Annotated in this window: 25 protein-coding genes; 12 read left to right on the top strand and 13 right to left on the bottom strand. The window is 67.8% G+C overall.

Translation table 11 applies throughout. The features are described 5' to 3' along the window. Window positions 1-130: 130 nt before the first annotated feature. Window positions 131-586, top strand: a complete 456-nt coding sequence (locus J3R73_RS22235; RefSeq protein ID WP_307432156.1) for a MaoC family dehydratase — start codon at window positions 131-133, stop codon at window positions 584-586. Beyond that, window positions 583-1065, top strand: coding sequence for a MaoC family dehydratase (locus J3R73_RS22230; protein WP_307432154.1), 483 nt, complete (start codon window positions 583-585; stop codon window positions 1063-1065). The genes J3R73_RS22235 and J3R73_RS22230 overlap by 4 nt, the downstream gene beginning before the upstream one ends. Window positions 1066-1313: 248 nt before the next feature. On the opposite strand, the gene J3R73_RS22225 is transcribed toward J3R73_RS22230, so the two are convergent. Together J3R73_RS22225 and J3R73_RS22220 are read right to left on the bottom strand one after the other, a co-directional pair. Continuing rightward, window positions 1314-1982, bottom strand: coding sequence for a class I SAM-dependent methyltransferase (locus J3R73_RS22225; RefSeq protein WP_307432150.1), 669 nt, complete (start codon window positions 1980-1982; stop codon window positions 1314-1316). Next, on the bottom strand, window positions 1979-3256 hold the full coding sequence (locus tag J3R73_RS22220; RefSeq protein WP_370879983.1) for a BtaA family protein: 1278 nt from the start codon (window positions 3254-3256) through the stop codon (window positions 1979-1981). Before J3R73_RS22220 ends, J3R73_RS22225 begins: the two co-directional genes overlap by 4 nt. 166 nt (window positions 3257-3422) lie before the next feature. Here J3R73_RS22220 and J3R73_RS22215 point away from each other — a divergent pair, with 166 nt between their 5' ends. Next, window positions 3423-4496 carry a succinylglutamate desuccinylase/aspartoacylase family protein gene (locus tag J3R73_RS22215; protein WP_307432148.1) on the top strand — a complete coding sequence of 358 codons (1074 nt, stop codon included), beginning with the start codon at window positions 3423-3425 and terminating at the stop codon, window positions 4494-4496. Then, window positions 4493-5446 (top strand): threonine ammonia-lyase, encoded by a 954-nt coding sequence (locus tag J3R73_RS22210; RefSeq protein ID WP_307432145.1) that lies wholly within the window; start codon window positions 4493-4495, stop codon window positions 5444-5446. Before J3R73_RS22215 ends, J3R73_RS22210 begins: the two co-directional genes overlap by 4 nt. An 88-nt stretch (window positions 5447-5534) precedes the next feature. Here the strand turns inward: J3R73_RS22210 and J3R73_RS22205 are convergent, their stop codons facing one another. From J3R73_RS22205 to pgeF, 4 genes are all read right to left on the bottom strand, one after another. Further along, window positions 5535-6503 (bottom strand): ribose-phosphate pyrophosphokinase, encoded by a 969-nt coding sequence (locus tag J3R73_RS22205; RefSeq protein WP_307432143.1) that lies wholly within the window; start codon window positions 6501-6503, stop codon window positions 5535-5537. A 269-nt stretch (window positions 6504-6772) separates the two neighbouring features. After that, a complete protein-coding gene (locus J3R73_RS22200; protein ID WP_307432140.1) occupies window positions 6773-7921 on the bottom strand; it encodes a M24 family metallopeptidase in 1149 nt (382 codons plus the stop codon). A gap of 29 nt (window positions 7922-7950) precedes the next feature. Beyond that, window positions 7951-8202 (bottom strand): tyrosine-protein phosphatase, encoded by a 252-nt coding sequence (locus J3R73_RS22195; RefSeq protein WP_307432137.1) that lies wholly within the window; start codon window positions 8200-8202, stop codon window positions 7951-7953. Window positions 8203-8558: 356 nt separating this feature from the next. Beyond that, on the bottom strand, window positions 8559-9350 hold the full coding sequence (pgeF, locus tag J3R73_RS22190; RefSeq protein ID WP_307432134.1) for a peptidoglycan editing factor PgeF: 792 nt from the start codon (window positions 9348-9350) through the stop codon (window positions 8559-8561). A gap of 172 nt (window positions 9351-9522) precedes the next feature. Here pgeF and J3R73_RS22185 point away from each other — a divergent pair, with 172 nt between their 5' ends. Next, entirely contained in the window at window positions 9523-10179 is a 657-nt protein-coding gene (locus J3R73_RS22185) for a DUF992 domain-containing protein (RefSeq protein WP_307432131.1), read from the top strand. A 164-nt stretch (window positions 10180-10343) separates the two neighbouring features. On the opposite strand, the gene J3R73_RS22180 is transcribed toward J3R73_RS22185, so the two are convergent. Continuing rightward, window positions 10344-11414 (bottom strand): class I SAM-dependent methyltransferase, encoded by a 1071-nt coding sequence (locus J3R73_RS22180; protein WP_307432128.1) that lies wholly within the window; start codon window positions 11412-11414, stop codon window positions 10344-10346. Beyond that, the gene (lgt, locus tag J3R73_RS22175) at window positions 11411-12229 is read right to left on the bottom strand and encodes a prolipoprotein diacylglyceryl transferase (protein WP_307432126.1); all 819 of its coding nucleotides are present in this window, start codon (window positions 12227-12229) and stop codon (window positions 11411-11413) included. Before lgt ends, J3R73_RS22180 begins: the two co-directional genes overlap by 4 nt. Window positions 12230-12334: 105 nt before the next feature. Here lgt and J3R73_RS22170 point away from each other — a divergent pair, with 105 nt between their 5' ends. The 3 genes from J3R73_RS22170 (at window position 12335) to proC (ending at window position 14110) form a co-directional block, all read left to right on the top strand. After that, window positions 12335-12589, top strand: coding sequence for an accessory factor UbiK family protein (locus J3R73_RS22170; protein ID WP_307432123.1), 255 nt, complete (start codon window positions 12335-12337; stop codon window positions 12587-12589). A 139-nt stretch (window positions 12590-12728) separates the two neighbouring features. Further along, window positions 12729-13229 (top strand): type III secretion system chaperone family protein, encoded by a 501-nt coding sequence (locus J3R73_RS22165; RefSeq protein WP_307432120.1) that lies wholly within the window; start codon window positions 12729-12731, stop codon window positions 13227-13229. Between the two features lie 53 nt (window positions 13230-13282). Next, window positions 13283-14110 carry a pyrroline-5-carboxylate reductase gene (gene proC / locus J3R73_RS22160; RefSeq protein ID WP_307432115.1) on the top strand — a complete coding sequence of 276 codons (828 nt, stop codon included), beginning with the start codon at window positions 13283-13285 and terminating at the stop codon, window positions 14108-14110. Between the two features lie 18 nt (window positions 14111-14128). Here the strand turns inward: proC and J3R73_RS22155 are convergent, their stop codons facing one another. The 3 genes from J3R73_RS22155 to J3R73_RS22145 form a co-directional block, all read right to left on the bottom strand. Further along, the gene (locus J3R73_RS22155) at window positions 14129-14509 is read right to left on the bottom strand and encodes a COG4315 family predicted lipoprotein (RefSeq protein WP_307437611.1); all 381 of its coding nucleotides are present in this window, start codon (window positions 14507-14509) and stop codon (window positions 14129-14131) included. Between the two features lie 151 nt (window positions 14510-14660). Further along, a complete protein-coding gene (locus tag J3R73_RS22150) occupies window positions 14661-16073 on the bottom strand; it encodes a YncE family protein (protein WP_307437609.1) in 1413 nt (470 codons plus the stop codon). 56 nt (window positions 16074-16129) lie between these two features. Then, a complete protein-coding gene (locus tag J3R73_RS22145; protein WP_307432110.1) occupies window positions 16130-16606 on the bottom strand; it encodes a DUF305 domain-containing protein in 477 nt (158 codons plus the stop codon). Between the two features lie 241 nt (window positions 16607-16847). Here J3R73_RS22145 and J3R73_RS22140 point away from each other — a divergent pair, with 241 nt between their 5' ends. Together J3R73_RS22140 and J3R73_RS22135 are read left to right on the top strand one after the other, a co-directional pair. Beyond that, window positions 16848-17600 carry a TetR/AcrR family transcriptional regulator gene (locus J3R73_RS22140; RefSeq protein ID WP_307432108.1) on the top strand — a complete coding sequence of 251 codons (753 nt, stop codon included), beginning with the start codon at window positions 16848-16850 and terminating at the stop codon, window positions 17598-17600. A 3-nt stretch (window positions 17601-17603) separates the two neighbouring features. Beyond that, window positions 17604-17963, top strand: a complete 360-nt coding sequence (locus J3R73_RS22135) for a tRNA-binding protein (RefSeq protein ID WP_307432106.1) — start codon at window positions 17604-17606, stop codon at window positions 17961-17963. Between the two features lie 62 nt (window positions 17964-18025). Here the strand turns inward: J3R73_RS22135 and J3R73_RS22130 are convergent, their stop codons facing one another. After that, window positions 18026-18514: a MarR family winged helix-turn-helix transcriptional regulator gene (locus J3R73_RS22130; RefSeq protein WP_307432104.1), complete on the bottom strand. Its 489-nt coding sequence runs from the start codon at window positions 18512-18514 to the stop codon at window positions 18026-18028. A gap of 60 nt (window positions 18515-18574) precedes the next feature. Here J3R73_RS22130 and J3R73_RS22125 point away from each other — a divergent pair, with 60 nt between their 5' ends. Further along, on the top strand, window positions 18575-19534 hold the full coding sequence (locus J3R73_RS22125) for a quinone oxidoreductase family protein (RefSeq protein ID WP_307432102.1): 960 nt from the start codon (window positions 18575-18577) through the stop codon (window positions 19532-19534). 406 nt (window positions 19535-19940) lie between these two features. Further along, the gene (locus J3R73_RS22120; RefSeq protein ID WP_307432099.1) at window positions 19941-21707 is read left to right on the top strand and encodes a M23 family metallopeptidase; all 1767 of its coding nucleotides are present in this window, start codon (window positions 19941-19943) and stop codon (window positions 21705-21707) included. 99 nt (window positions 21708-21806) lie between these two features. On the opposite strand, the gene J3R73_RS22115 is transcribed toward J3R73_RS22120, so the two are convergent. Next, window positions 21807-23150 (bottom strand): ATP-binding protein, encoded by a 1344-nt coding sequence (locus J3R73_RS22115; RefSeq protein ID WP_307437606.1) that lies wholly within the window; start codon window positions 23148-23150, stop codon window positions 21807-21809. Window positions 23151-23163: the final 13 nt, after the last annotated feature.

The raw sequence follows: 23163 nt of genomic DNA, 5'->3' as shown, positions 1-23163 counted from the left end.
TTGCCGTCTCGCCCGCAATCGGTCCATGGTGGCGCAAACCCGGCTTCCGCGGAAACGCGGTTGCTCCTGCTCTTTGTTTCGATGCGTCCTGCGATCTGCCGATCCGTCGGATCGCAGGACGTTTGAGGCCATGACCGCCGCGATGCTCCATTTCGAAGACTTTCCCACCGGCGAGACCGTCACCTATGGCAGCTATACGCTGACGCGGGAGGCGATCCTCGAATTTGCCGGGGAATACGATCCCCAACCCTTTCATCTCGACGAGACGGCGGCGGAGACATCGCTGCTGGGAGGGCTGGCGGCCTCGGGATGGCATGCCTGCGCCATCATGATGCGCCTCAATTGCGACGGCTTCCTGCTCGACGCGACGTCGATGGGAGCCCCCGGCATCGACGAGGTCAAATGGCTCGCGCCGCTGCGCCCCGGCGCGGTGCTGAGCGTGCGGCGCACCACGCTCGATTCCCGCGCCTCGAAGAGCCGGCCGGAGATGGGGCTCGTCAAGTTCCTGTTCGAGCTTCTCGCCGATGGCGAGGCCGTGGTGATGACGCAGGCGTGCTCCATCATGTTCGGGAGGCGCGCGGCATGAATTTCTTCGAGGATGTCGCCGCCGGCGACGTGAGCGAACTCGGCTCCTTCACCTTCACCGCGGAAGGCATCAAGCGCTTTGCCCGTGCCTATGACCCGCAGCCCTTCCATGTCGACGAGGCTGCGGCCGCGGCCAGCCTCTATGGCGGCCTGATCGCTTCCGGCTGGCACGTCGCCTCGGTGTGGATGAAGCTCCAGGTCGCCTATCAGAGCGAGATGATCGCCCGCGCCAGGGCAGCCGGCGAGCCGGTGGTGACGCTCGGCCCCTCGCCGGGCTTCCGCAACATGGTCTGGGCGAAACCGGTGCGGCCCGGCGATACGCTGCGCTACCGCGTCGAGATCACCGGCAAGAAGGAGAGCGCTTCGCGGCCGGAATGGGGCATCGTCTCGATGCTCGGCTCGGCCGACAACCAGCACGGCCAGCGCGCGTTCCAGTTCGACGGCGTGGTGTTCTGGGGCAGGCGCCGCAGGGCGGCATAGCTTCCCCCAATAGCAGGCGGTTTGGAGAAGAGGAGGCGTCGCGCCGCTACGCGCCAAGATTAAGAGGAAGAGGCGCAATATTGTCCTACCCGGGCTTGTCCCGGGTATTCAGCCTTCGTCCCGACTGAGGGCAGGCGGCCCAGTGGGATTGCCGGGACAAACTCGGCAATGATAAATCCTGAACCGTCACAGGCCAAAAATCGCCTTATCTCAGCGCATAGGGGCGGGACGCCCGTGGTGCCGGGGCGCTAGCGCGGGCGTTCGAGCTCGGCATAGACGGCGTAGCCGCGATGGATCGAGCGGCAGTCGAGCCGGCAGCCATGGTGCCGGGCGAGTTCCGCCAGCGCTGCCGGCAGGGCCGCGATCGGATGGACGTGGTAGCGGGCGAGCCAGGCGAACAGCAGCCGCTTGAACCAGGCCGGCAGGCGCTCCTGCTGGCCGAAATCCACGATGAGCAGCCGGCCGCCCGGCGTCAGCCCGGCGACGGCGCGTTCCAGTACGGCCCGCCAGTCCGGGATCATCGACAGCGTGTAGGAGATGTAGATGCGCTCGAAGCCGGGCCGGCCGATCTCGCCCGCCTCGAAGCGCGTGGCGTCGGCCTGGGCGAGCGCGATGCGGGCGAGGCCGCGGCGGGCCAGGGAGCGGCGTGCCGTTTCCAGCATCGCCGTCGAGATGTCGAATCCGTAGAGCGGGGACTGCGGATAGCGCCGCGCCACCGCCACCAGATTGCGGCCGGTGCCGCAGCCGATCTCGAGGATGGCGTCATCCTTGCCCGGCTTGATCGAGGCGATCAGCCGGTCGCGGCCCAGCAGGTAGTATTTGCGCGTCAGATCGTAGATGTGGCGCTGGTACCGGTAGTTCCGGTTCATCGCCTCGGCGGCGTCCTCCGCCGCCGGGGAATGGTGGTGCGCGCTCAATGGATTGTCCGCAGCTGGTAGAGGTGGAAGCCGCCATAGATGGCCGAGCGGTCGCGTGCGGTCAGCTCGCGGCAGCGCTCGCGATCGTAGAACCAGCGGGCCAGGATGTCGTCGGGGATGCGGCCGGGGAGCAGGCTTTCCTCGGCGGCGGTGCGGAAGATGACGCGCGCACCCGGACGGGCCGTGCGGGTGATCTCGGTCCACAGCTTGGTTAGGATGACGTCGGTCATCCAGTCCTGCGCATCGAGCAGCACATAGGCGTCGAGGCTGGCCTCGGGCTGGGCCTTGAGATGGTCGATCAGATTGACGTGGCGCACCTCGATGCGGTCGGCGCGGGAGCGGATGGTTTCGAAGGCGCTCCGTTCCAGATAAGGCGGCACCGGCCCGTCGCCCTCCGGCTTGTAGCCGCGCCCGAAGGCCTGCCAGGCGAAATAGTTCTGGCGCAGGTCGAAGTCGCAGGCGAGGCGCTCGAGGCGTTCGCGCAGCACGGCGGCGATGCCCTCGCCTTCGCCCGCGGCGCTCGCCAGGGCCTCGTACTGCGCCGGCGGAATGCCGAGGCCGTAGAGCGAGGCGCGCCGGCGGGTGAGCCATTTGATGTGCGGACGGTCGAAGAGCGGGGCGATGCGTTCGTCGAACAGCACGCGCTGCTCGGCGAGGTCGCGGGCCTGCAGCAGCTCGCCGGGATCGATGCGGTGGAGCTTGCCGAGCACGTGGCCGAGGCCGATGAAGCGGCCGAGCAGCCCGTGCCGGTAGAGGTTCTTGGCGAAATAGCCGATGCGGCGGCGGCCGAGGGCGTCGCGGCCGTCCCAATAGTCCCGCGTCTCCTCGTCGAGATGATCGCGCAGGAAGGTCCGGTAGGCGGGTATGTTGGCCTTCATGCCCGCCCGGCCGAAGAAATCGTAGAAGGTGGCGTGATCGGGCAGGTGGCGGGCCGCCGCGATCTTGAGGCGGTTGAGCGCGACGTGATGGCGGTTGAGGTCGACCGCGGTGATCGAGGCCGGACCGGCGGTCAGGTAGCTCATGACGTTGCAGCCGCCCGACGCGATGGCGACGAGGCGGTCCTGAGGCCCGAGGGCCAGTGCCTCCATGTCGATGTCGGGGTCTTCCCAGATCTGCGCGTAGACGAGGCCGCTGAACGCCAGCGTGAAGAGCCGGTCCTGCAGGCCGCGCATCGACATCAGCTTGTGATGCTCGACGGCATTCTTGACATGGCCCTTGATCTTGCCTTGCCCCTCCGTCGAAGGGCGCGCCTCGGTGATCGTCACATCCGCCATCCTTGTTCGTCGCAATCAGGGAATCTGAGTTACGACCCCCAATGTCGCGGATACGACTTGCGGGTGACGGTGCTGTGACAGGCGGCATGACCGCGATGCGCATGCTTGACATCGGATGCGAAACGCCGGTCATCTCACCGGGGTCAAAAAGTGCAGGGGGAGGCCGATGCTGCGAGAGTCCGAACCGCCGTCCGAGGAGCCCTCCCGGGCAAGCAGGCCCGCGCCGCGCCGCAGCAGCGTCTTCGCCGATGTCGATCTCGGCCGCGACGGCAAGCAGGTCGGCTTCTTCTATGTCCCGCAATCGCCGCATGACGACGCCTGGGGGACCGTCCGCGTCCCGCTTGCCGTCATCAAGAACGGCACGGGGCCGACGATCCTGTTCGAGGGCGGCAATCACGGCGACGAGTATGAAGGACCGATCGCGCTCGGCGAGCTGATCCGGAGCATCGACCCCGCCACGATCCAGGGGCGGATCATCGCCATTCCCGCCATCAACCTTCCCGCGGTCACGGCGGCGCAGCGCACCTCGCCGATCGACGGCCTCAATTTCAACCGCACCTTTCCGGGCGATCCGGCCGGCACGCTCACCCGCCAGCTCGCCGCCTATGTCCATGACCGGCTGTTTCCCGAAGCGGACTATTTCGTCGACCTGCATTCGGGCGGCTCGTCGCTGATGATCATGCCGAGCACGATCATCGAGCCGGGACGCGACCCCGCCCATCACCAGCGCAATATCGAGGCGACGCTCGCCTTCGGCGCGCCGATGGCCGTCGTGGTGGACAATCTCGGCGAGGCACGCACGGCGACGGCCTCTGCGGTCGAAGCGGGCCTCACCGTCGTCGGCACGGAGATGGCCGGCGCCGGCGCGGTTTCCGCCGAGGCGCTGGCGATCTGCCGGCGAGGCATCCGCAACATCCTCGCCCATGCCGGCCTCACCGACCCGGCCACCCTCGTCCGCCCGGAACGCGAACCCCGTCTCCTCGCCGTGCCCGGAAGCGAAGCCTATGTCCTCGCCACCGAGGACGGGGTGTTCGTGCCGGCCGACGCGCTGGGGGCGTCGGTGAAGGCGGGCAGCGTCGCCGGCCACATCCACTTCCTGGCCGATCCCGGCCGCGAGCCGGTGGCGCTGCACCACCGCATCGACGGCATGCTCTTCGCCCGGCGCCAGCCGGGCCGCGTCAGGCCCGGCAATTGCTGCCTCGTCGTTGCCGTGCCCTATGACCGGGGCGCCGTGCCATGACCGGCGCTGTCTGCTTCGAGGATATCGAGCGGGCGGCGCGGCGCATTCACGGCCATGTCCGGCGCACGCCCTGTCTGCGGGCGGACCAGCTGTCGGCGCCGCTCTGCGCCGGCGACCTCTGGCTCAAGCTCGAATATCTGCAGGTCACCGGGTCCTTCAAGGCCCGGGGCTCGACCAACAAATTGCTGTCCCTGCCGGCGGAGGCGCTGGCGCGGGGCGTCGTCACGGCGTCGGGCGGCAATCACGGCCTCGCCGTGGCGCGCGCCGCCCGTCTCGCCGGCGTTCCCGCCACCGTCTTCCTGCCCGAAAATGCCGCGCCCTCGAAGATCGCCAAGCTGCGGCGCTGGGGCGCCGAGGTGCATGTCGCCGGCGCGTTCTGGGACGAGGCGCATGTCGTGGCGCTGCAGGAGGCCGAACGCAGCGGCGCCTGCTATTTCCATCCCTTCGCCGACCGCGAGATCGTCGCCGGGCAGGGCACCGTCGCCCTGGAGATCATCGAGGATCTGGGGACGGTCGACGTCTACCTCATCGCCGTCGGCGGCGGCGGCCTGATCGCCGGCATGGCGACGGCGATCAGGCGGAAGAATCCCGCCGCCCGCATCATCGGCATCGAGCCGAAGGGATCGCCGACCCTGCATGACAGCCTGCTGGCCGGCAGGGCCGTCCGCCTGCCCGCCGTCACCACGCGCGTCGCTACCATGGCCTGCGGGCAGACGGACGAGGCCATCGTCGAGAGCCTGCGCGATGCGGTCGAGCGTATCGTGCTCGTGGAGGACGAGGATCTCGAGGCCGCCGCCCGCTGGCTGTGGTTCGAGCTCGGCATCGCCGCCGATCTCAGCGGGGCGGCGAGCATCGCGGCGCTGATGACCGGGGCTGTCACCATCGAGCCCGGCGCGCGTGTCTGCGGCATCGTCTGCGGCGCGGGCCTGGAGGGCCACGCGACGCCCTGACGGTCATGGCGAGGCGCGATGCCCGGGACAAGGTCGGCGGGCCGAGGGGGGCTCTTCCCGCCATCCCGCGCCGGCGGAGGCAAGCCGCTCAGTTGAACAGGCTGGAAACGCTTTCTTCCGACGCCGTGCGGCCGATGGCTTCCCCGAGCAGCGGCGCGATCGAGATGACGCGGATGTTCTGCGCCACCCGCACCGCTTCGGTCGGCATGATCGAATCGGTGATCACCAGTTCGCGCAGCTTGGAGGAGGCGATGCGGGCGACGGCGCCGCCCGAAAGCACGCCGTGGCTGATATAGGCGAGCACGTCCCTGGCGCCGCGCTCCAGCAGCGCCTCGGCGGCGTTCACCAGCGTGCCGCCGGAATCGATGATGTCGTCGATCAGGATGCAGGTGCGGCCCGAAACGTCGCCGATGACGTTCATGACCTCGCTCTCGCCGGCCCGCTCGCGCCGTTTGTCGACGATGGCGAGCGGTGCGTCGATGCGCTTGGCGAGGGCGCGGGCGCGCACCACGCCGCCGACGTCGGGCGACACCACCATCAGCCGGCCGAGTTCCATCCTCGCCTTGATGTCGCGCTCCATCACGGGCGCCGCGAAGAGATTGTCGGTGGGGATGTCGAAGAAGCCCTGGATCTGGCCGGCATGCAGGTCGAGCGTCAGCACGCGGTCGGCGCCGGCATGGGTGATGAGGTTGGCAACCAGCTTGGCCGAGATCGGCGTGCGCCCGGAGGCGCGCCGGTCCTGCCGCGCATAGCCGAAATAGGGGATCACAGCCGTGATGCGCCGGGCCGAGGAGCGGCGCAGGGCATCGGTGATGATCAGGAGCTCCATCAGGTGGTCGTTGGTGGGAAAGGAGGTCGACTGGATGATGAAGACATCCGCGCCGCGCACATTCTCCTGGATCTCGACGAAGATCTCCATATCGGCGAAACGCCGGACCGAGCATCGCGTCAGGGGCGTCTTCAGGTAGGCGGCTATCGATTCGGCGAGCGCACGATTGGAATTTCCACAGACGAGCTTGATGTCGCCCGAGCCGTGGCCTCTGTCACCTGCCGCCATGAAGCCGGCTCCTGCTTGTGAAAATCCACCCGGCTCTTAGCAACTGCATGGCCGGGCCACAATGGGGCGTCACGAACACTTCACAAATGCATGGGTGCATTGCGCTGCCTGGAGGTCTTCTCAAGAGGGTACCCGGCCGGAAGGTCGATCACCGATCGGCCTCTTCCTCCCCGGCTGCGTCTGCATTTCCAGGAAGGGCGGTCGGTGATCGCCCCACCATGCGCCTTTCCACGGCAAATAGCGCCTCTCGCGACGAGACGCTTCCGCCGTCATCGCATGCGCAGGCTGGCATCCGCGCCGTTCAGCACTTCGCTGCCGGTTGTCGTCGTCAGGCTGGTGCGGCCGAGGCACATGGCGGTGCCGCTTTCCGAATCCATCAGGATCATGTGGGCGAACATCACCATGCCCGGCTCCAGCATCCAGTCATTGCCCTCGTAGAACATCGGCCAGTCCATCCAGGACGGCGTGAACTTGGCGCCGAGCGAATAGCCGCAGGCGGCGAGCCGGTGTGCCTCCAGCCCGTGGGCGTCCATGACGCGGGCATGGGCGGCGAACACGTCGCCGGCGGTGCGGCCGGGCCGGATCTCCGCTTCGCAGGCCAGCAGCGCCTCCCGGGCGGCGGTATAGAGCTCGCTGTGGCGGGGAGAGACGTCGCCGACCACCACCGTGCGCATCAGCGCCGCGTGATAGTGACGGTAGACGCCTGCGAATTCGAGGGTGATCTGGTCGCGCGCATCGAGCCTGCGGCGCCCGGACTTGTAGCGGCAGAGCAGGGCGTCGCGGCCGGACCCGATGATGAATTCGTTGGCCGGATAATCGCCGCCGGCCGAGAAGACCGCATTGTGCTGGGCGGCGAGGATCTCGCCCTCGTCGGCGCCGGCGTGGATCGCCGCGAGGCCGGCTTCGTCGGCGGCGTCGGACAGGCGTGCGGCCTCGCGCACGAAGGCGATTTCGGCCGGCGATTTCACCGAGCGCAGCCGGGTGACGATCTCCGAGGCATCGACGAGGTCGAACGAGCCGGCGAAGGCCGCTTCGAGCTTCCGGCCGTTGGCATGGGTCAGCCCATGCGACTCGAATTCGGCGCCGAGGCGGCCGCCGGCGATGCCGAGATCGCGGACGGTGGCGAGGAGCTGTTCGGCGGGGGTCGCATCCCTGCGGTCGGTCCACACCCGGATATCGGCCAGGATGGAGGTATGCTGCGCCTGGCGCAGGTCGGCCGAGCGGGTGAGCAGCGCGAGCCGCCCGTCGGCCCGCACGATCAGGCACTGGAAGAAGCAGAAGCCGAACGTGTCGTAGCCGGTGAGCCAATACATGCTCTCCTGGGCGAAGAGCAGCATGGCGTCGAGCCCGTGGGCGGCCATCTCGCGTTGCAGGCGTTTCAGCCGGGCCGAGAATTCGTCGTTCGAGAAATGCAGCATGGCGTTCCGTCGTGTGGTGGAGGATGTCCTCAGGCGGGCTCGATCGCCGCCCTGAGCATGGCGATGTCGGCCTTCCGCAGATAGGTCGGGATGTTGCCCCAGACGGCGTGATAGCCGTAATCGCCCCGCTTCATCTCGGCGAGCGCATCCGCCTTGCTCCAGTTCTCGTCGAGGATGCGATAGAGGGCGCAGACCAGTCCCGTCCGGTCGGCGCCGTGCTGGCAATGCAGCAGGACGGGGCCCCGGCTTCGGTGCCTGCGGATGGCGCGCAGCGCCGCCACCACCCCGTCCTCGTCGATATGCCAGGTATGGAGCGGTATGCCGGGTGAGGAGGAGGTCCTGTCCGCCGGCCAGCACGTCGTCGGCGTGAAAGGCGCGCAGGCTGACGACGCTCTTCACGCCGAGACGCCGGCTGAGGGCGGCAAAGCCTTCGCGGGTCGGCTGGGCGGAGCGGTAGAAGCCGGGGGCCACCCGGTGGAGATTGGGCACGCCGGGAAGGTCGAGAGGCTGGGCCCATTGGTCCGGCCGCGCCGCCTCGGTCGCCGTGGGAGAGCCGATCGTCATCGCAGGCCCGTCACGATGCGCGGTTGCTCGGGGCGCCTTGCATGGCAGTGGATGCGGCCCTGCCGCCCACGGATCATGCGTCCGCCAGGGCAATGGCGTTGAGGAGGCGGCCATAATCGGCCTCCTTGCGATGGGTCACGCGGCGATAGGAGAAGAAGCGCTGCTCGTCGCCATAGGTGCACAGCGCCATGTCGTCGAACCGGCCGACGCCGGCCCTGGTCAGGCGCATCCGGATATAGGCCGGCAGGTCGAACATCGCGTGGCCGGGCTTCGCTCCCGCCCTGCGGAAGAAGCGCTCATTGCCGCCGTCGGCCTCGACGAAGCGGGCGACGAATTCGGGGCCGACCTCATAGGCCGCGGCAGAGATCATCGGGCCGAGCACGGCGGTGACCTCGCTGCGCCGCGCGCCGAGCGCCTCCATCGCCTCGATCGTCGCTTCGAGCACGCCGGTGAACGCACCCTTCCAGCCGGCATGGGCCGCGCCGATGACGCCCGCGCCGCCGTCGGCGAACAGCACCGGACCGCAATCGGCGGTCGAGATCGCCAGGGCGATGCCGCGTTCCCGCGTCACCATGGCGTCGACCTTGGGGGCGCCATCGCGCGTCCAGGGCTCGGTCACCGTGACGACGTCGGGCGAGTGGACCTGGTAGCAGCTGACGAACCGCTCCGGGTTCACGCCGAGGACCTGTGCCATGCGGCGGCGGTTCTCCCTGACACTGGCGGGATCGTCGCTCGAACCCTGGCCGCCGTTGAGCGAGGCGTATAGACCGCCGGAGACCCCGCCCTGCCGGGTGAAGAAGCCGTGGCTGATCCCCGGGACGGCGAGGGCCGGATGATGAAGACGGACGGCAGGCGATTCGAGCATCGGCAGAGGATCGCGGCCGCGGCGGGAGAAGTCAAACGCCGGTCAGTCCGGAACGGACCGGCTCGCGTTTCGTTGATTGACTGGGGTGAGGTTCGGCCGGAGGATGCCGGCGGCGGCCGATCCCGCATCGGCGTCGAAGCAGAGTGAAATTGCGAGAGATTTGGGTGATATCATGAGTATGATGAAACTGTTGCCGGCCGTCGCGCTGACCGCGATGCTGCTCCCGGCCGCTGCGAGCGGGGCGCAGGCGGCCGTCCGAACCGGCACGCTTACCTGCGATGTCGCGGGAGGCGTCGGCATGGTCGTCATGTCGAGCAAGGCGGTCTCCTGCCGGTTCACCGATTTCAACGGCAACAGCGAGCTCTATGCCGGTGACGTCCGCAAATTCGGCGTCGATCTCGGCTTCACCAACGGCACCAGGGTCGTCTGGGCGGTGTTCGAGCCGGCCGTGGCGCCGGGTTCTCTCGCCGGTTCCTATGCGGGCGTCACGGCGGAAGCGACGGCCGGCCTCGGCCTGGGCGCCAATGTTCTCGTCGGCGGCGGCAATGGCGGCGTGACGCTGCAGCCCCTCTCGGTGCAGGGGCAGACCGGCCTCAACGTCGCGGCCGGCATCGGCAGCCTCGAAATCGCCCCGGTGGTGACGCCGGTCGTGGCCCGGACGGTCGGGCGCGTCCACTACCGCCATCGCCACGGCGGCTGGCATCGCCATCATGACCGGCATGGCTATTACGGTCCCCGCCATCACCATCGGCATTATCGCCACGAGGGGCGCCGCCCCCACCATGCGATGCCGCACCATCACCACCGCAAGCATCGCCCGGTGAAATAGGCCCATCTGCCCCGACAGGCCTTCGAACCGGCTCCGCGCCTGACGCATCTTCCAGAAAAGCCGATCGGCTTTTCGATCAAGAAAATGCGTCAAAACAAAAGGTTGGAGAAGAATTGCGATTCGGTGGAAGCGCAATTTGCTCCAGGCGGAGCCGGTGCCTGTGGTCAGCGTCGCGGCGAGAGCGCCATGACCTTGAACAGCGATCCCATCGCCCGGGGAGAGGGATCGGTCAGCCGCTCCAGGGCGCTGTCGATGGCCGCGGCCTGGGCGGGCGTCGCGTGCCGCTTGAGATTGGCGGCCATCTGCCGGATGCCAAGCTCTTCCAGGAAATGGCCCTGGGTGGTGAGGATGTCGACGCCCAGCCCGTGCCCGGCGGCGACGCGCGCCAGCGTCTCGAAGCAGACATGGCTGGTCAGGTCGGCCTCGCCCGGGCGGGCGAGCGGGTCGGCGAAAGCGTGGCCCGCCACCGCCTGAAGCGTATCCCCGACATCGAACTCGATATGGCCGTAATCGACGATCAGCGCCGCGCCGCCTCGGCCGACGATCCTGCGGCCGAGTTCGGCCATGACGAGCGAGCCGGCCTCCGCATATTCGACGATCGTGCCGTCGAGGGCATTCGACCGCGGCGCGGCGGGCAGGGCGATCGCTTCCGGCGCGAGGCCGAAGACGAGGTCGTCGCCGTCGAGACCGACGAGCCGCTCATGCCAGCCGCGGCCCCGATGCACGAACTGATGGATCGGCAGGGCATCGAAGAATTCGTTGGCGATGACGATCAGGGGCAGGTCGGGAAGGCCGGCGACGTCGCCATGCCAGCCGGGCTCGAAATTGCCCAGGCGGCTCGCCTGGGCCTGCCGCAACACCGGGCTGGTCTCGACGAGATGCAGCTCCAGGGCACGGCCGAAGGCCGGCGCCGCCTTGCCGACGGCACGCAGGGCATCCGCCATCAGCGTGCCCCGGCCGGGACCGAGCTCCACGAGGGCGACACGGTCCGGCGAGCCCATCGCCATCCAGCTGTGCGCCGCCCACAGCCCGATCAACTCGCCGAACATCTGGCTGATCTCGGGAGCGGTGGTGAAGTCGCCCTGCGCCCCGAGAGGATCGCGCGTCATATAGTAGCCGTGGCGGGGATGGCCGAGCGCGAGGGCCATGAAGCGAGCCACGCTGATCGGCCCCTCCAGGCGGATCAGCGTCCTGATCTCGGCCCCGAGGGGCGTATCCGGCGGCGCTCCGGTCATGCCGTCGCGGGCTTGCGCCGCCGCAAGGCGTAGAGAACGAGGCCGAGGCCGACGACCACCATCGGGATGGAATAGGCTTGCCCGATGGTCAGGGGGCCGCCGAACACCAGAGCGTCCGGCTCGCGGAAGAATTCGCAGAACGAGCGCGCGAGGGCATAGCCGATGCCGAAGGCGCCGGCGACCAGGCCGGGGCGCCTCAGCGCGCCGAACCGTGTCATCGCGAACAGCAGGACGAAGAGCAGCACGCCTTCCGTCAGCGCTTCGTAGATCTGGCTGGGGTGGCGCGGAAAGGGGCCGCCGGTGGGGAAATACATCGCCCACGGCACGTCATAGGTGACGCGGCCCCACAATTCGCCGTTGATGAAATTGGCGATGCGCACCAGGAAGATGCCCGGCGGCGCGACGGCGCTGGCGATGTCGAGATAGGACAGGATCGGGATCTTGTTGCGCCAGGCGAAGAGGATCACCGCGAGGCCGGCGCCGGCGAGGCCGCCATGGAAGGCCATGCCGCCATGCCAGACCTGCGGGATCTCCCAGGGGTTGGCGAAATAATAGGCGGGTTCGTAGAGCAGCACCTGTCCCAGGCGGCCGCCGATGACGACGCCGAGCGTGACCCAGACCAGGAGGTCGTCGAGCTGGGCCGGCGTGCCGGGCTGCACGGTCCACAGGCGGGCATTGGTGACCAGGCGCCGTGCATAATACCAGCCGCCGACCAGGCCGAAGATGTAGCCGAGGGCATACCAGCGGATGGCCAGCGGGCCGATATGGAACAGCACCGGATCGAAATTCGGGAAGGTCAGGAAATGGTCGGACATGCATGCGTTGTGTCGGGAAGATATGACAGCGTCAAGGCGGCGTGCCGACATCCGCCGTCGCATTCGGTGCCGCTCGCATGCTATGAGGCGCCAAAGGAGTTTGCCATGACCCAGACGACAGGCCGCATCTATGACGAATTCGCCAAGCTCGTGACCGACGCCGCCGGCGTCGCCCAGGGCATGCGCCGCGAGGTCGACGGCGTCATGCGGGCCCAGGCGGAGCGGATCCTGCGCGATCTCGACTATGTCCGCCGCGACGAGTTCGACGCCGTGCGCGAAATGGCGATCAAGGCACGCGATGAGAACGACCGTCTCGCCGCCCGCATCGCCGAGCTCGAGGCCCGCCTCGGCGGTAAATAATTCGCAGGGACCTTGTGGACGGAGGGAACAAGTCCTTGCCGATTCAGTGCGAATAGCCGAACTCTGCAACACGCGACTTGCGGATCGAACATCATCCGCAGCGGGAATGCACCTCCCGAAAGAGGTGCCGGGAGTTGCAATGTCCGTTATCGAGCTCCAAGGCGAGCGCGCCGGTCACCCGGTCGATCTCGTCGAACACCTGGCGAGCCTCAATGATTGGGCCTTCGACAGGTTGGGCGAAGACGAGATTTCGATCGTTGTGAAGGGCCATGGCTGCGATTACGCGGTGTCCTTCACCTGGATGGACGATATCGAATCGCTGCATCTGGCCTGTTCCTTCGATGCCAAGATTCCGAAGCGCCGTCACGCAGATCTGCTGCAGACCATCGCCATGGTTAACGAACAGCTCTGGATCGGCCATTTCGACGTCTGGAACGCCGATCAGGTGATCATGTACCGCCACGCGCTGTTCCTCGCCGGCGGGGCCGAGGTCAACCCCCGCCAGTGCGAAGCGCTGATCGAGATCGCCGTCGAAACCTGCGAGCGCTATTTCCAGGCCTTCCAATTCGTGATCTGGGCCGGCAAGACCCCGAAGGAGGCGCTGGAGGCGGTGCTGTTCGAGACGGTCGGCGAGGCTTGAGGCGCGCCGGCCGCGGGCCGCATCATGCGCCTTCTGTTCCGGGGTGAATTCCGATGACGCACTCTCTCGATATCGGCGGCAGCCTGCTGCTGCTCGGCGCCGGCAAGATGGGCGGGGCGATGCTGGAGGGCTGGCTGGCGCTCGGGCTCGCCCCCGGAAACGTCGCGGTCCTCGATCCGCATCTGCCTGCGGCGGCCGCCGCGCAACTCGCCGAAGCGGGCATTGCGGTCAATCCCAGCCTTGCTTTCCTCGGTACCCCCGCCGTCGTGCTGCTGGCGATCAAGCCGCAGGTGATGGAGGCGGCGCTACCGTCCGTGGCGCCGCTGTTCGGGCCGGATACGCTCGCCGTGTCGATCATGGCCGGCAAGACCATCGCCGGCATCGCCGCCCTGCTGCCGCCGCGGACGGCCATCGTCCGGGCGATGCCCAACACGCCGGCCGCCATCGGCCGCGGCATCACGGCGGCGGTGCCGAACGGCTTCGTCACGCCGGCTCAGAAGGAGGCCGCCGACGCGCTGCTGCGCGCGACCGGCGCGCTCGAATGGATCGACGACGAGAGCCTCATCGACGCGGTGACGGCGGTGTCCGGGTCGGGGCCGGCCTATGTCTTCCATCTCGTCGAGGCGCTGGCGGCGGCGGGAAGCGCTGCCGGCCTGCCCGCCGATCTGGCGATGCGCCTGGCGCGCGCCACCGTGGCGGGATCGGGTGAACTGCTGCACCGGTCGGACCAGCCGGCCGGCACATTGCGGCAAAACGTCACCAGCCCTGGCGGCACCACCGCCGCGGCGCTCGCCGTCCTGATGGGAGAGGGAGGGCTGGCGTCTCTGATGGAGAAGGCGGTGCTGGCCGCGAAGAAGCGGGCCGGGGAACTCGCCTCCTGATGCATCAAGGGCGGTCCGTCAGGGCCGCGCGAGATCCCACACGCCCATCACGCCGTCGCCGGTGATATCGCCCTTCCGACTGTCCTTGACCCAATAGTAGAGCGGCTTGCCGTCCTTGGCCCATTGCCTGCCGCCGTCCTTGCGCGTGACGATCGAATAGGCACCGCCGGCCACGGCGTCGGCTTTGGCGATGAAGGGCGGCCAATTCGCCGCACATTTGTCGTAGCAGTTGGAAACGTCCGCGGCATCTTTCTTGAAGGTGTAGAGGGTCATGCCGTTGTCGCCCGCCAGAACCTGGCCTTTCGCGGTATCGACGGTCGCAACGGAAGAGGCAGCGAAAGCGACGGTGGTGGTCGCGGCAATCGCCGCCAATACGGATATGAATTTCAAGGACGTCACAACGTCTCTCCTGCGGGTTCGGGCATGTGCATTTGCGATACCGATCACGAGACACGTCCAGGGGTCTTTATTCCCGTCGGAATGTCCGTTTCGGCAAGGCTTCTGATGCGTGAAAAAAGGGCCGCCTGCTGCAGGCGGCCGCACCGGCGACCTACTCGGCCTGAAACTGCACGATCGCGCCGGGCTTTCCGTCTGTCGAAGCTGCGACGACCAGATAGCGCTTCTCGTCCTCGTGCTTCGATTCCACGATCTGGCGGATGGGACCGACGGCATTGACGATCGCCGAGCCGGCCGGGTTCGTCATGAAGGTCGAGAGCAATTGCAGCCGTCCGCTTCCATCCGGCTTGTCGGAGAGAGCCAGAACGTAAGGCTTCTTTGGTTCGAGGCCGGTGACGGCGGCCTGAAGCACCTGGGTAAGACCCTGGTCGAACAGCGTTACGCTTGTCGGCGCGGACCTGCCGCTTGCCCCCTTGGCGGCGAGTTTGAGATGCGCAGCCTCGCCGGCCGTGCCGAGCGGCACCAGGTTCTGCCTGCCGTCGCCTTCGGGAACCGCGTTCGGGACATAGGCGACCGCTTGCGGCGCCTGGCCGATCGGGATGTCGCCAATCACCTTGTTGGTGAGCGTGTCGATGACCGCGAACCGGTCGGCGTTTTCGAGGCCGACATACACCCGGGTCCCGTCGCCCGACGGCCAGATGCCATGCGGGAGATTGCCGACGGGAATCGTCGCCACCTGTTCGAAATCGTCGGTTCGGAACACCTTTACCTCGTTCAGGCCGCCGACCGTCACATAGGCGAAGCTGCCGTTCCTGTTCATGACGAGATTGACGTGGTTGGTGATCGGGCCGGTGTCGAGCGTCTTGACCAGATCGAAGGGCGCCTGTCCGTTGAAGACCTGGGTCTTGCCGACATCCTTCAGCGTGAACCAGACCTGCTTGCCGTCCGCGGACGCGGCAATGTTCGGGCAGAAGGGACTGGCCTGCTTCACATGGCCGACAATCTTGTGGTCGGCAACCGAGACGACGACGGTTTCGGGGTTGAAGGACGAGCAGATGTAGCCGTATTTGCCGTCCGGCGAGAAGATCTGCATGCCGGGCCCCGCCGGCACCTTGATCTGCATCTTCTCCTCGAAGGTGTCGGCATCGATGACGGAGATATAGTCTTCGCCGCGCACGGTCACCCAGACTTCCCTGCCATCCGGCGTGAAGAAGGCTTCGTGCGGGGAACGGCCGACATAGGTGGTGTGCTTGACCGTGTTGGTCGCGGTATCGATGAAGGTCACCGAGTTGGAGCCGATGGATACGACGGCCAAGGTCTTGTGGTCCGGCGAGAACCCCATGCCGTGGACGAGGACCTGGCCCTTGTAGAGGGGACTGAGATTCCCCGGCTGCGGGTCGCCAAGCTTGATGACGCCGAGCAGCCTGTTGTCGACGGGGTCGCTGACCGAAACCGTGTTGGAGAATTGCTCGGCCGCATAGATGCGGTCCCTGTGGCTGATCGGGATATCCGGAGCCGATGCGAGCCCCGGCGCCTGGCCGGCGAAGCTTGTTGCCGGCGCCAGCATGGTGCCGGCCAGGAGGCAGAGAGACAGGAAGGTATGCTTCACGATAGGAGTCCTTTTTACTTGCCCGGCTTCATCATCATCATCTGCATGGCCGGGGCCGGGGCGTTCTCGCCGCTGCCGGGATCGCTCGACGTGCCGGCCTCGACCTGCGTCGGAGCGGCGATCGATGCCGGCAGCGGATCGCCGAGGGCGAGCCGCATGGCCGCGATTTCCTGCTGCTGATCGACGATGATTTCCTGCGCGATGCGCTTGAGCTGCTCGTTGCTGCCGTAGCGCAGATACGCCAGCGCCATGTCGATCGCGCCCTGATGGTGTGGAATCATCATCTCGACGAAATCGCGATTGACGTCGCCGGTCGGTTTGACTGCCATGCCGTTCATCATCGTCGCCATGGCGGCGTCGTTTTCGTGCAGGAAGGGTGTTTCCGCCGATGTCGGAGGGGCGGCGGCATCCTGTGCGAAGGCCTGCGCAGAACAGACAGCCAGGATCCACGTCAGCACCAGAACATGGATGCTGCGCTGAAAGGGTATCATGTTGATCTCTTATGCTCCGAGGCAGATGCATGGAGGTAGACATCGCAGGGGCGGGTTTATTCCACGGTGGCGGATCTTTTTTTCAGGCAAGGGGGGCGATGCGAGCGCGGCCACGCGCCCGACCATCGCGACGCCGAGCCGCATTTCCACCGCGGCTCCAGCTCCGTGCAGATGCGGCATTGATAGCGCCCGCAAACGGCCTATCTTGATGGCAGTGGTTTCAAGCAAGGAGGATCCCGCCATGGCCAGGAAGCCGCAAAGCGATCTGCAAAGCGAACCGCAGGCCGATCCGCGCAGGGCGGCCGTCGAGGCCCTTCTCGCCTTGGCGGCGGAGCGTCCCTGGGGGGAAATCGGCCTCGCCGATATCGCCGAAAAGGCGGATCTTTCCCTCTCGCAGCTGCGCGGGCTGTTCCCCTCCAAGGGCGCGATCCTCGCGGCCTATTCGCGTCAGGTCGACCAGGCGGTGCTCGACGGCATCGACGAGACCATGGCCGAGGAGCCGGCCCGCGAGCGCCTGTTCGACGTGCTGATGCGCCGCATCGACGTGCTTTCGCCCCGCAAGGCGGCTATTCGCGAGATCAGCAAGGCCTTCGCGCTCGATCCGCTGGCGCTCGCCGCCTGGAACCGGGTGGCGACCAACTCGATGCAATGGATGCTGGTCGCCGCCGGCATCGGGGCCGAGGGGCCGCTCGGCGCCTTGCGCGCGCAGGGCCTCGCCCTCGCCTGGTCGCGCATCGTCCGGGTCTGGCTGAGGGACGAGGACGAAGGTTCGGCCCTGACCATGAAGGAGGTCGACCGGCAATTGCGTTCCGGCGAGCGCTGGATGGAACGGGCGGACGACCTGTGCCAGATGTTCACGCCGCTCCGCCGCATGGCGGAACGCTCGCATCGGCGCCGTTCGCGCATGCGGGAGCGTCTGCGCGAGCGCTTCCACGATTTTGCCGATACAAGGCGCCGGGGCCGGGACGAGCCCGACGACGCGGAGGCCATCTGATCCATGCACGCCGGCAGCGAGGCAACGCCGACCATCAGTTTCGACGATTTCATGAAGGTCGATATCCGCATCGGGACGGTGCTGGAGGCGGCGCCGCTCGATGGCGCGCGCAAGCCGGCGATCCGCATGCGCATCGACTTTGGCGGCGATATCGGCGTGAGAGCCTCCTCGGCGCAGATCACCGTGCATTATCGGCCGGAAGATCTGGTCGGCAGGCAGGTGGCCGCGGTGGTCAATTTCCCGCCGCGCCAGATCGGCAAGTTCATGTCGCAGGTCCTGACGCTGGGCTTCGCCGATGCCGACGGCGCCATCGTCCTGGCCTCGCCCGAGCGCCCGGTGCCGAACGGCGCGCGCCTGATCTGACGGCTCGCCCGCCGGCGGGAGCGTTCCGACCGGCTCCGGCCCCGCAAGGGCCGCGCACCCTGCTATGAGCCGGCAGGCGGCTCTTCCTTCACCGCATCGGCGAACTTCCGCATCAGCCGCACCAGTTCATCGACGTCGCGCGCGTCCCATGGCGCGAGGATGGCGCGGATGATCCTTTCGCGCGCGGCATCGACGAGGTCGGTCATCGCCCGGCCTTTCGGGGTGATGGCGGCCTCGCGCACGCGCCGGTCGGCGGCGCTTCCCCGTCGTTCCACCAGACCGAGGCTTTCCAGCTTCGCGACCTGGCGGCTGACGGTGGTGTAGTCGCGCCCCACGCGATCGGCCAGATCCACCACGCCGATCGGCCCGAACCGCTCGATGCCGACGAGCAGGGGGAAGAGCGCCCGGTCGAGCCGGATTCCGGCTTCCCGGATGAGCATCTCGTCCCGCTGCGGCCGGTTGACGACCGCCACGATATCGAGAACCGCGTCGTGGAGCAGGCGGAGCTGCCGGCTTATATGTGTATTTTGCACATTGTTTGTTGACGGCATCGATATCTCCGATATATGTGCATTATGCATATAATTGGACCATCGGAAAGGAAAGCCGTCATGAAGGCCGCGATCGTCTCGGGAGCCGGGCAGACGCCCGTCTATGGGGATTTCAGGGAGCCGGTGCCGTCCGCCGGCGAAAGCCGCATCGCGGTGACGGCCGCCGCGCTCAGCCCGGTGGTCAAGAGCCGGGCCTCCGGCGCGCATTACAGCGCCTCCGCGCGGTTTCCCTTCATCGTCGGCATCGACGGTGTCGGGCGTCTCGATGATGGCAGCCGGGTCTATTTCGTCATGCCGACGGCCCCTTACGGCAGCATGGCGGAGCGAGCCGTGGTGCCGTCGTCGCACTGCCTGGCGCTGCCGGACGATCTCGACGACGTGACGGCCGCCGCCATCGCCAATCCGGGCATGTCGTCCTGGGCGGCCTGCACGGAACGCGCCCGGCTCAAGGCTGGCGAAACCGTGCTGGTCAACGGCGCCACCGGGACGGCCGGCCGCCTCGCGGTGCAGATCGCCAGGCATCTGGGGGCGAAGAAGGTGATCGCGACCGGCCGGGACGCCGACGCCCTGCGGTCGGTCGAGGCCCTCGGTGCCGACGTGACGATTCCCCTCGCTGCAGGCGGGACGAAGCTGGAGGATCGCTTCAAGGAGCAGTTCGCCGAAGGGGTGGACGTCGTCCTCGACTATCTCTGGGGAGAAAGCGCGGAGCGCCTTCTGATCGCCGGCGCCAAAGCGGGAGCCGATGCGGTGCCCATCCGGTTCGTGCAGATCGGTTCGGCGAGCGGGCCGGAGATCAGGCTGCCGAGCGCCGCTCTGCGCTCTTCCGCGATCACGTTGATGGGCAGCGGCATCGGAAGCGTCCCGCTCGATCGTCTCGTCGAATGTATCCGCGCGCTGCTGCGCGCGACCGTTGCCGGCGGCTTCAGGATCGCGGCCAGACCGGTTCCCCTATCGGACGTCGAACGGGCATGGCCTGAGGACGACAGCCGCAACCGGACCGTGTTCGTGCTCAAAGCCTGAGACTGGCAGGATCTCCGGCAGCTGGTCTGTCCGGCGGCGGCATAGGCCGGGCCTGCCGGCGGATCCGATCGGCAGCGGTGCGGCGCTGCCGTCCTTGCCGTCGTCCGCCCCTTCGCCCTTTGCATGGAGCGGCCGCTTGTCGCAATGAGAGAGCAGGCATGGCCGGCCTGACAACCGGTTCCCGACGTGATACCACTCAGGCGAATCGGGAGTTCCGGTTCCTGTTGAAAGTCAATGGTGCGATGCGGTCCTTCGCGGGCCCGCGGCCCGGCGATGTCGAATGAGCGGACGAGACAGCGGACCCATTCATGCCGAAACCCGAATCGAAGCTGCCCGCGCCCTGTCCCCGTTCCGAAGCAGACCTTCCGGTGGGTGGTGACGGGACGGCCGGCGGGATCGGCGCACGGTGAGGTATCGGCGGGCTCCCGGTCTGGGCGGTCTCGGCGACGCGCCGCCCCTCAACGTCGCCTCGCTCTCCGATCCGCGCCTGGATCGGCGCGCGATCAACCGGCGCTGGCTCGGCGCGACCGTGGCGCTGGCAGCCGCGGCGGCCTTCATGATGCTCGGCGCGCTCTATGTCGCCTTCGACCGGAAAATTCATTTCACCGCCGCCGCCGCCGTCTTCCTCCGCTCCGGCATCGCCCAGGTCCGGGAGACCGTCGACGGGCGCGGCGACCGGCTCGATCCCATTCGCCCGGTCGTCGTGGCCACGCCCTCGCAGGTCCATGTCGGTCCGCTCGACATCGCCGGCTCATCGACGCCCCTGACGCATCTCCAGGCCCGTCTCGGCCCGACGGCGCCGGTACCGACGGCCACGCAGGTGGAGCGGCGGGTGGTTCCTCCCCTGCCGGGCTTCACAGCCCCGTCGGTGCAGGCGGACGGCGCCTCGCTGCCGCCCGAAATCATCTTCGGCCGTTCGCGCGCCCTCGCTTCCATGGCCGGCCCGGAGACGCCGGCGCTGGGCTATACGGAAGCAGCGGCCTCCCATCCGCGGGGTGAACCCGTCAACATGACGGTCCTCGCCGAGGCGCCCGTCCGCCACGAGGAGATCCGCAAGATCATCGTCGCGAAGGCCGGCGACACGCTGCCGCTGATCCTGCATGCCTTCGGGACGTCGGAAGCGGATGCCGCGGCGATCGTCTCGCAGTTCGGCGGCTGGCACTGGGGCGAGGGCGGCGCCTTCGCGGGCGGGGAGAAGGTGACGGTCGTCGAAGTCACCGATGGCGACGCCGCTGCCCCGTCTCGTCCGGTCAAGGTCGTCGTCGAGAAGCCGGGGCAGGAGACGGTGGCTGTCGCCCTGTCGGACGCCGGCACCTATACGGCGATGGCCAAGCCGCCGCATCTTGAGATCATGGACGCGGACCAGCTGAACGCGGCGGCGGCCGGCGGCGCCTCGCCGCGCATCGGGCCCGAGGAAAGCCTCAGGGACAATCTCTATGCCCTGGCCGAGGCCAACAAGGTCGACAGGTCGCTCGTCGACGAGGTGATCCGCCTGTGCGACCGCGACGTCGACATGGACGAGCCGGCATCGGCCGACGACAGCGTCGACCTCGTCTACGGGCCCGACGATTCGGGGCAGCCCCAGCTCGCCTATGTCGGCCTCACCGTCGACGGCCACCTGCACCGCTACTACCGTTTCACCGCGCCGGACGACGGCGGCACCGATTATTACGATGCGGACGGCCATTCGGTGACCAAATTCCTGCTGCGCAAGCCCGTCGCCTCCGGCCGGCTCGGCGACGGTTTCGGCTGGCGCATCCACCCGGTCCTGCACGACCGGCGCTTCCACAAGGGCGTGGACTATGCCGCGCCGTTCGGGTCCCCGGTCGCCGCCGCCGGCGCCGGCGTGGTCGAAAAGATCGATCAGGAATGGGGCTACGGCAAATATATCCGCGTCCGGCACGATCAGGGCTACGAGACCACCTATGCCCATGTCTCCGGCTTTCCGAAGGGCATCAAGGTCGGCACCCGAGTCCACCAGGGCGAGACCATCGCCTATATCGGTTCCACCGGCCTCTCGACCGGGCCGCACCTCTATTACGAGGTCCGCATCAACGGCGAGAACGTCGATCCGCTGCGCATCAGGCTCGCGGCGGGGCGACTGCTGGGCGGCAGCGCGCTCACGGCCTTCCGCGAGCAGCGCGCGAAGCTCGACCAGGCCATGACGCGCTGACCCCTCCCGGGCCGCCGCCTTCTGGAGCGCGGACTTCCGGTCCGCCCCTGGCAACGCCACGCCTGCGGGAAAGAGCGGACAGGGATGTCCGCGCTCCGGTCAGACCGGGACGCGGACCGTGGCGCGCAGGCCGCCGAGCGGGCTTCGGGCGAGCGTGGCGTCGCCGCCGTGGAAGCGGGCGATGTCGCGGGCGATGGCGAGGCCGAGGCCGGTGCCGCCATGGTCCTGGTTGCGGGCCTCGTCGAGGCGCAGGAAGGGCTTGAACACGTCCTCGCGCCTGTCCTCCGGCACGCCCGGCCCGTCATCGTCGACATGCACGGTCAGATAGCGATGCTCGCGATGAGCCGAGATCACGATGGCGTCGCCGAAGCGCTGCGCATTGGAGACGAGGTTGGTCAGGCAGCGCTTGAAGGCGTCCGGACGCACCACCACGATCGGATTGCCCTGGAACGAGGTCTTGGTGTCATGCCCCTGGCGCATCGAATCGGCGCGCAATTCCTCAAGCAGGCGGGCGATGTTGGTCGGCGCCGCCTGTTCCGCGGCGTCGCCGCGCGCGAAGGCGAGATAGGCCTCCAGCATGCGGCTCATCTCGTCGACATCGTTCTGCAGCGCCTCGAATTCGGGGTTGTTCTCGTCGAGCAAGGCGAGCGAGAGCTTGAAGCGCGTCAGGATGGTGCGCAGATCGTGCGACACGCCGTTGAGCATCGTCGTGCGCTGGTCGAAGGAGCGCTCGACGCGGCGGCGCATCTCGATGAAGGCGGTGGCGGCCTGGCGCACCTCCCGCGCCCCGCGCGGCCGGAAATTCTGGACGTCGCGGCCCTTGCCGAAATCCTGCGCCGCATTGGCGAGCTGCTGGATCGGGCGGATCTGGTTGCGCAGGAACAGGATCGCCACCGTCATCAGCACCAGGGACGAGCCGGTCATCCACAGGAGGAAGATATAGCTGTTGGAGGCGTAGGTCTGGCTGCGGCGGGCGAAGACGCGCAGGACCGCGTCGTCGAGCTTGACGCGGATCTCGACGAAATCGGACCGCCCCACCGTGTCGATCCAGAACGGCTTGCCGATGCGCAGCGTGATCTCCTCGGTCAGCGCCTGGTCGAGGATGTCGAAGAAGGGCCTCGCGCCGCGCGGCGGCAGATCCTCGGGCGGACGGAACTCGACATCCAGCCCCATCTGGTTCTGGGCGATGTTCTCGAGCTTGTCCTCGGTGTCCTTGTCGTGCGGAAACTGGTCGTACAGTTCGATGATCGCCGCGATGTCCTTGGTGGTCGCGGCGGACAGGCGGGAGGTGACGCTCTGCCAGTGCTTCTCCATGAAAACATAGGCGACCACGGCCTGCAGGATGACGATCGGCGTGATGATGATGAGCAGCGAGCGGGCATAGAGGCCCTTGGGCATGCGGTCGCCCAGCGAGGCGAGCAGGCGCGCCGGCCCGACCAGCATGTCGCGCCAGCTG

This window comes from Labrys monachus, assembly GCF_030814655.1.
Lineage (GTDB): Bacteria > Pseudomonadota > Alphaproteobacteria > Rhizobiales > Labraceae > Labrys > Labrys monacha.
This window is presented reverse-complemented; position numbering and strand designations above follow the sequence as displayed.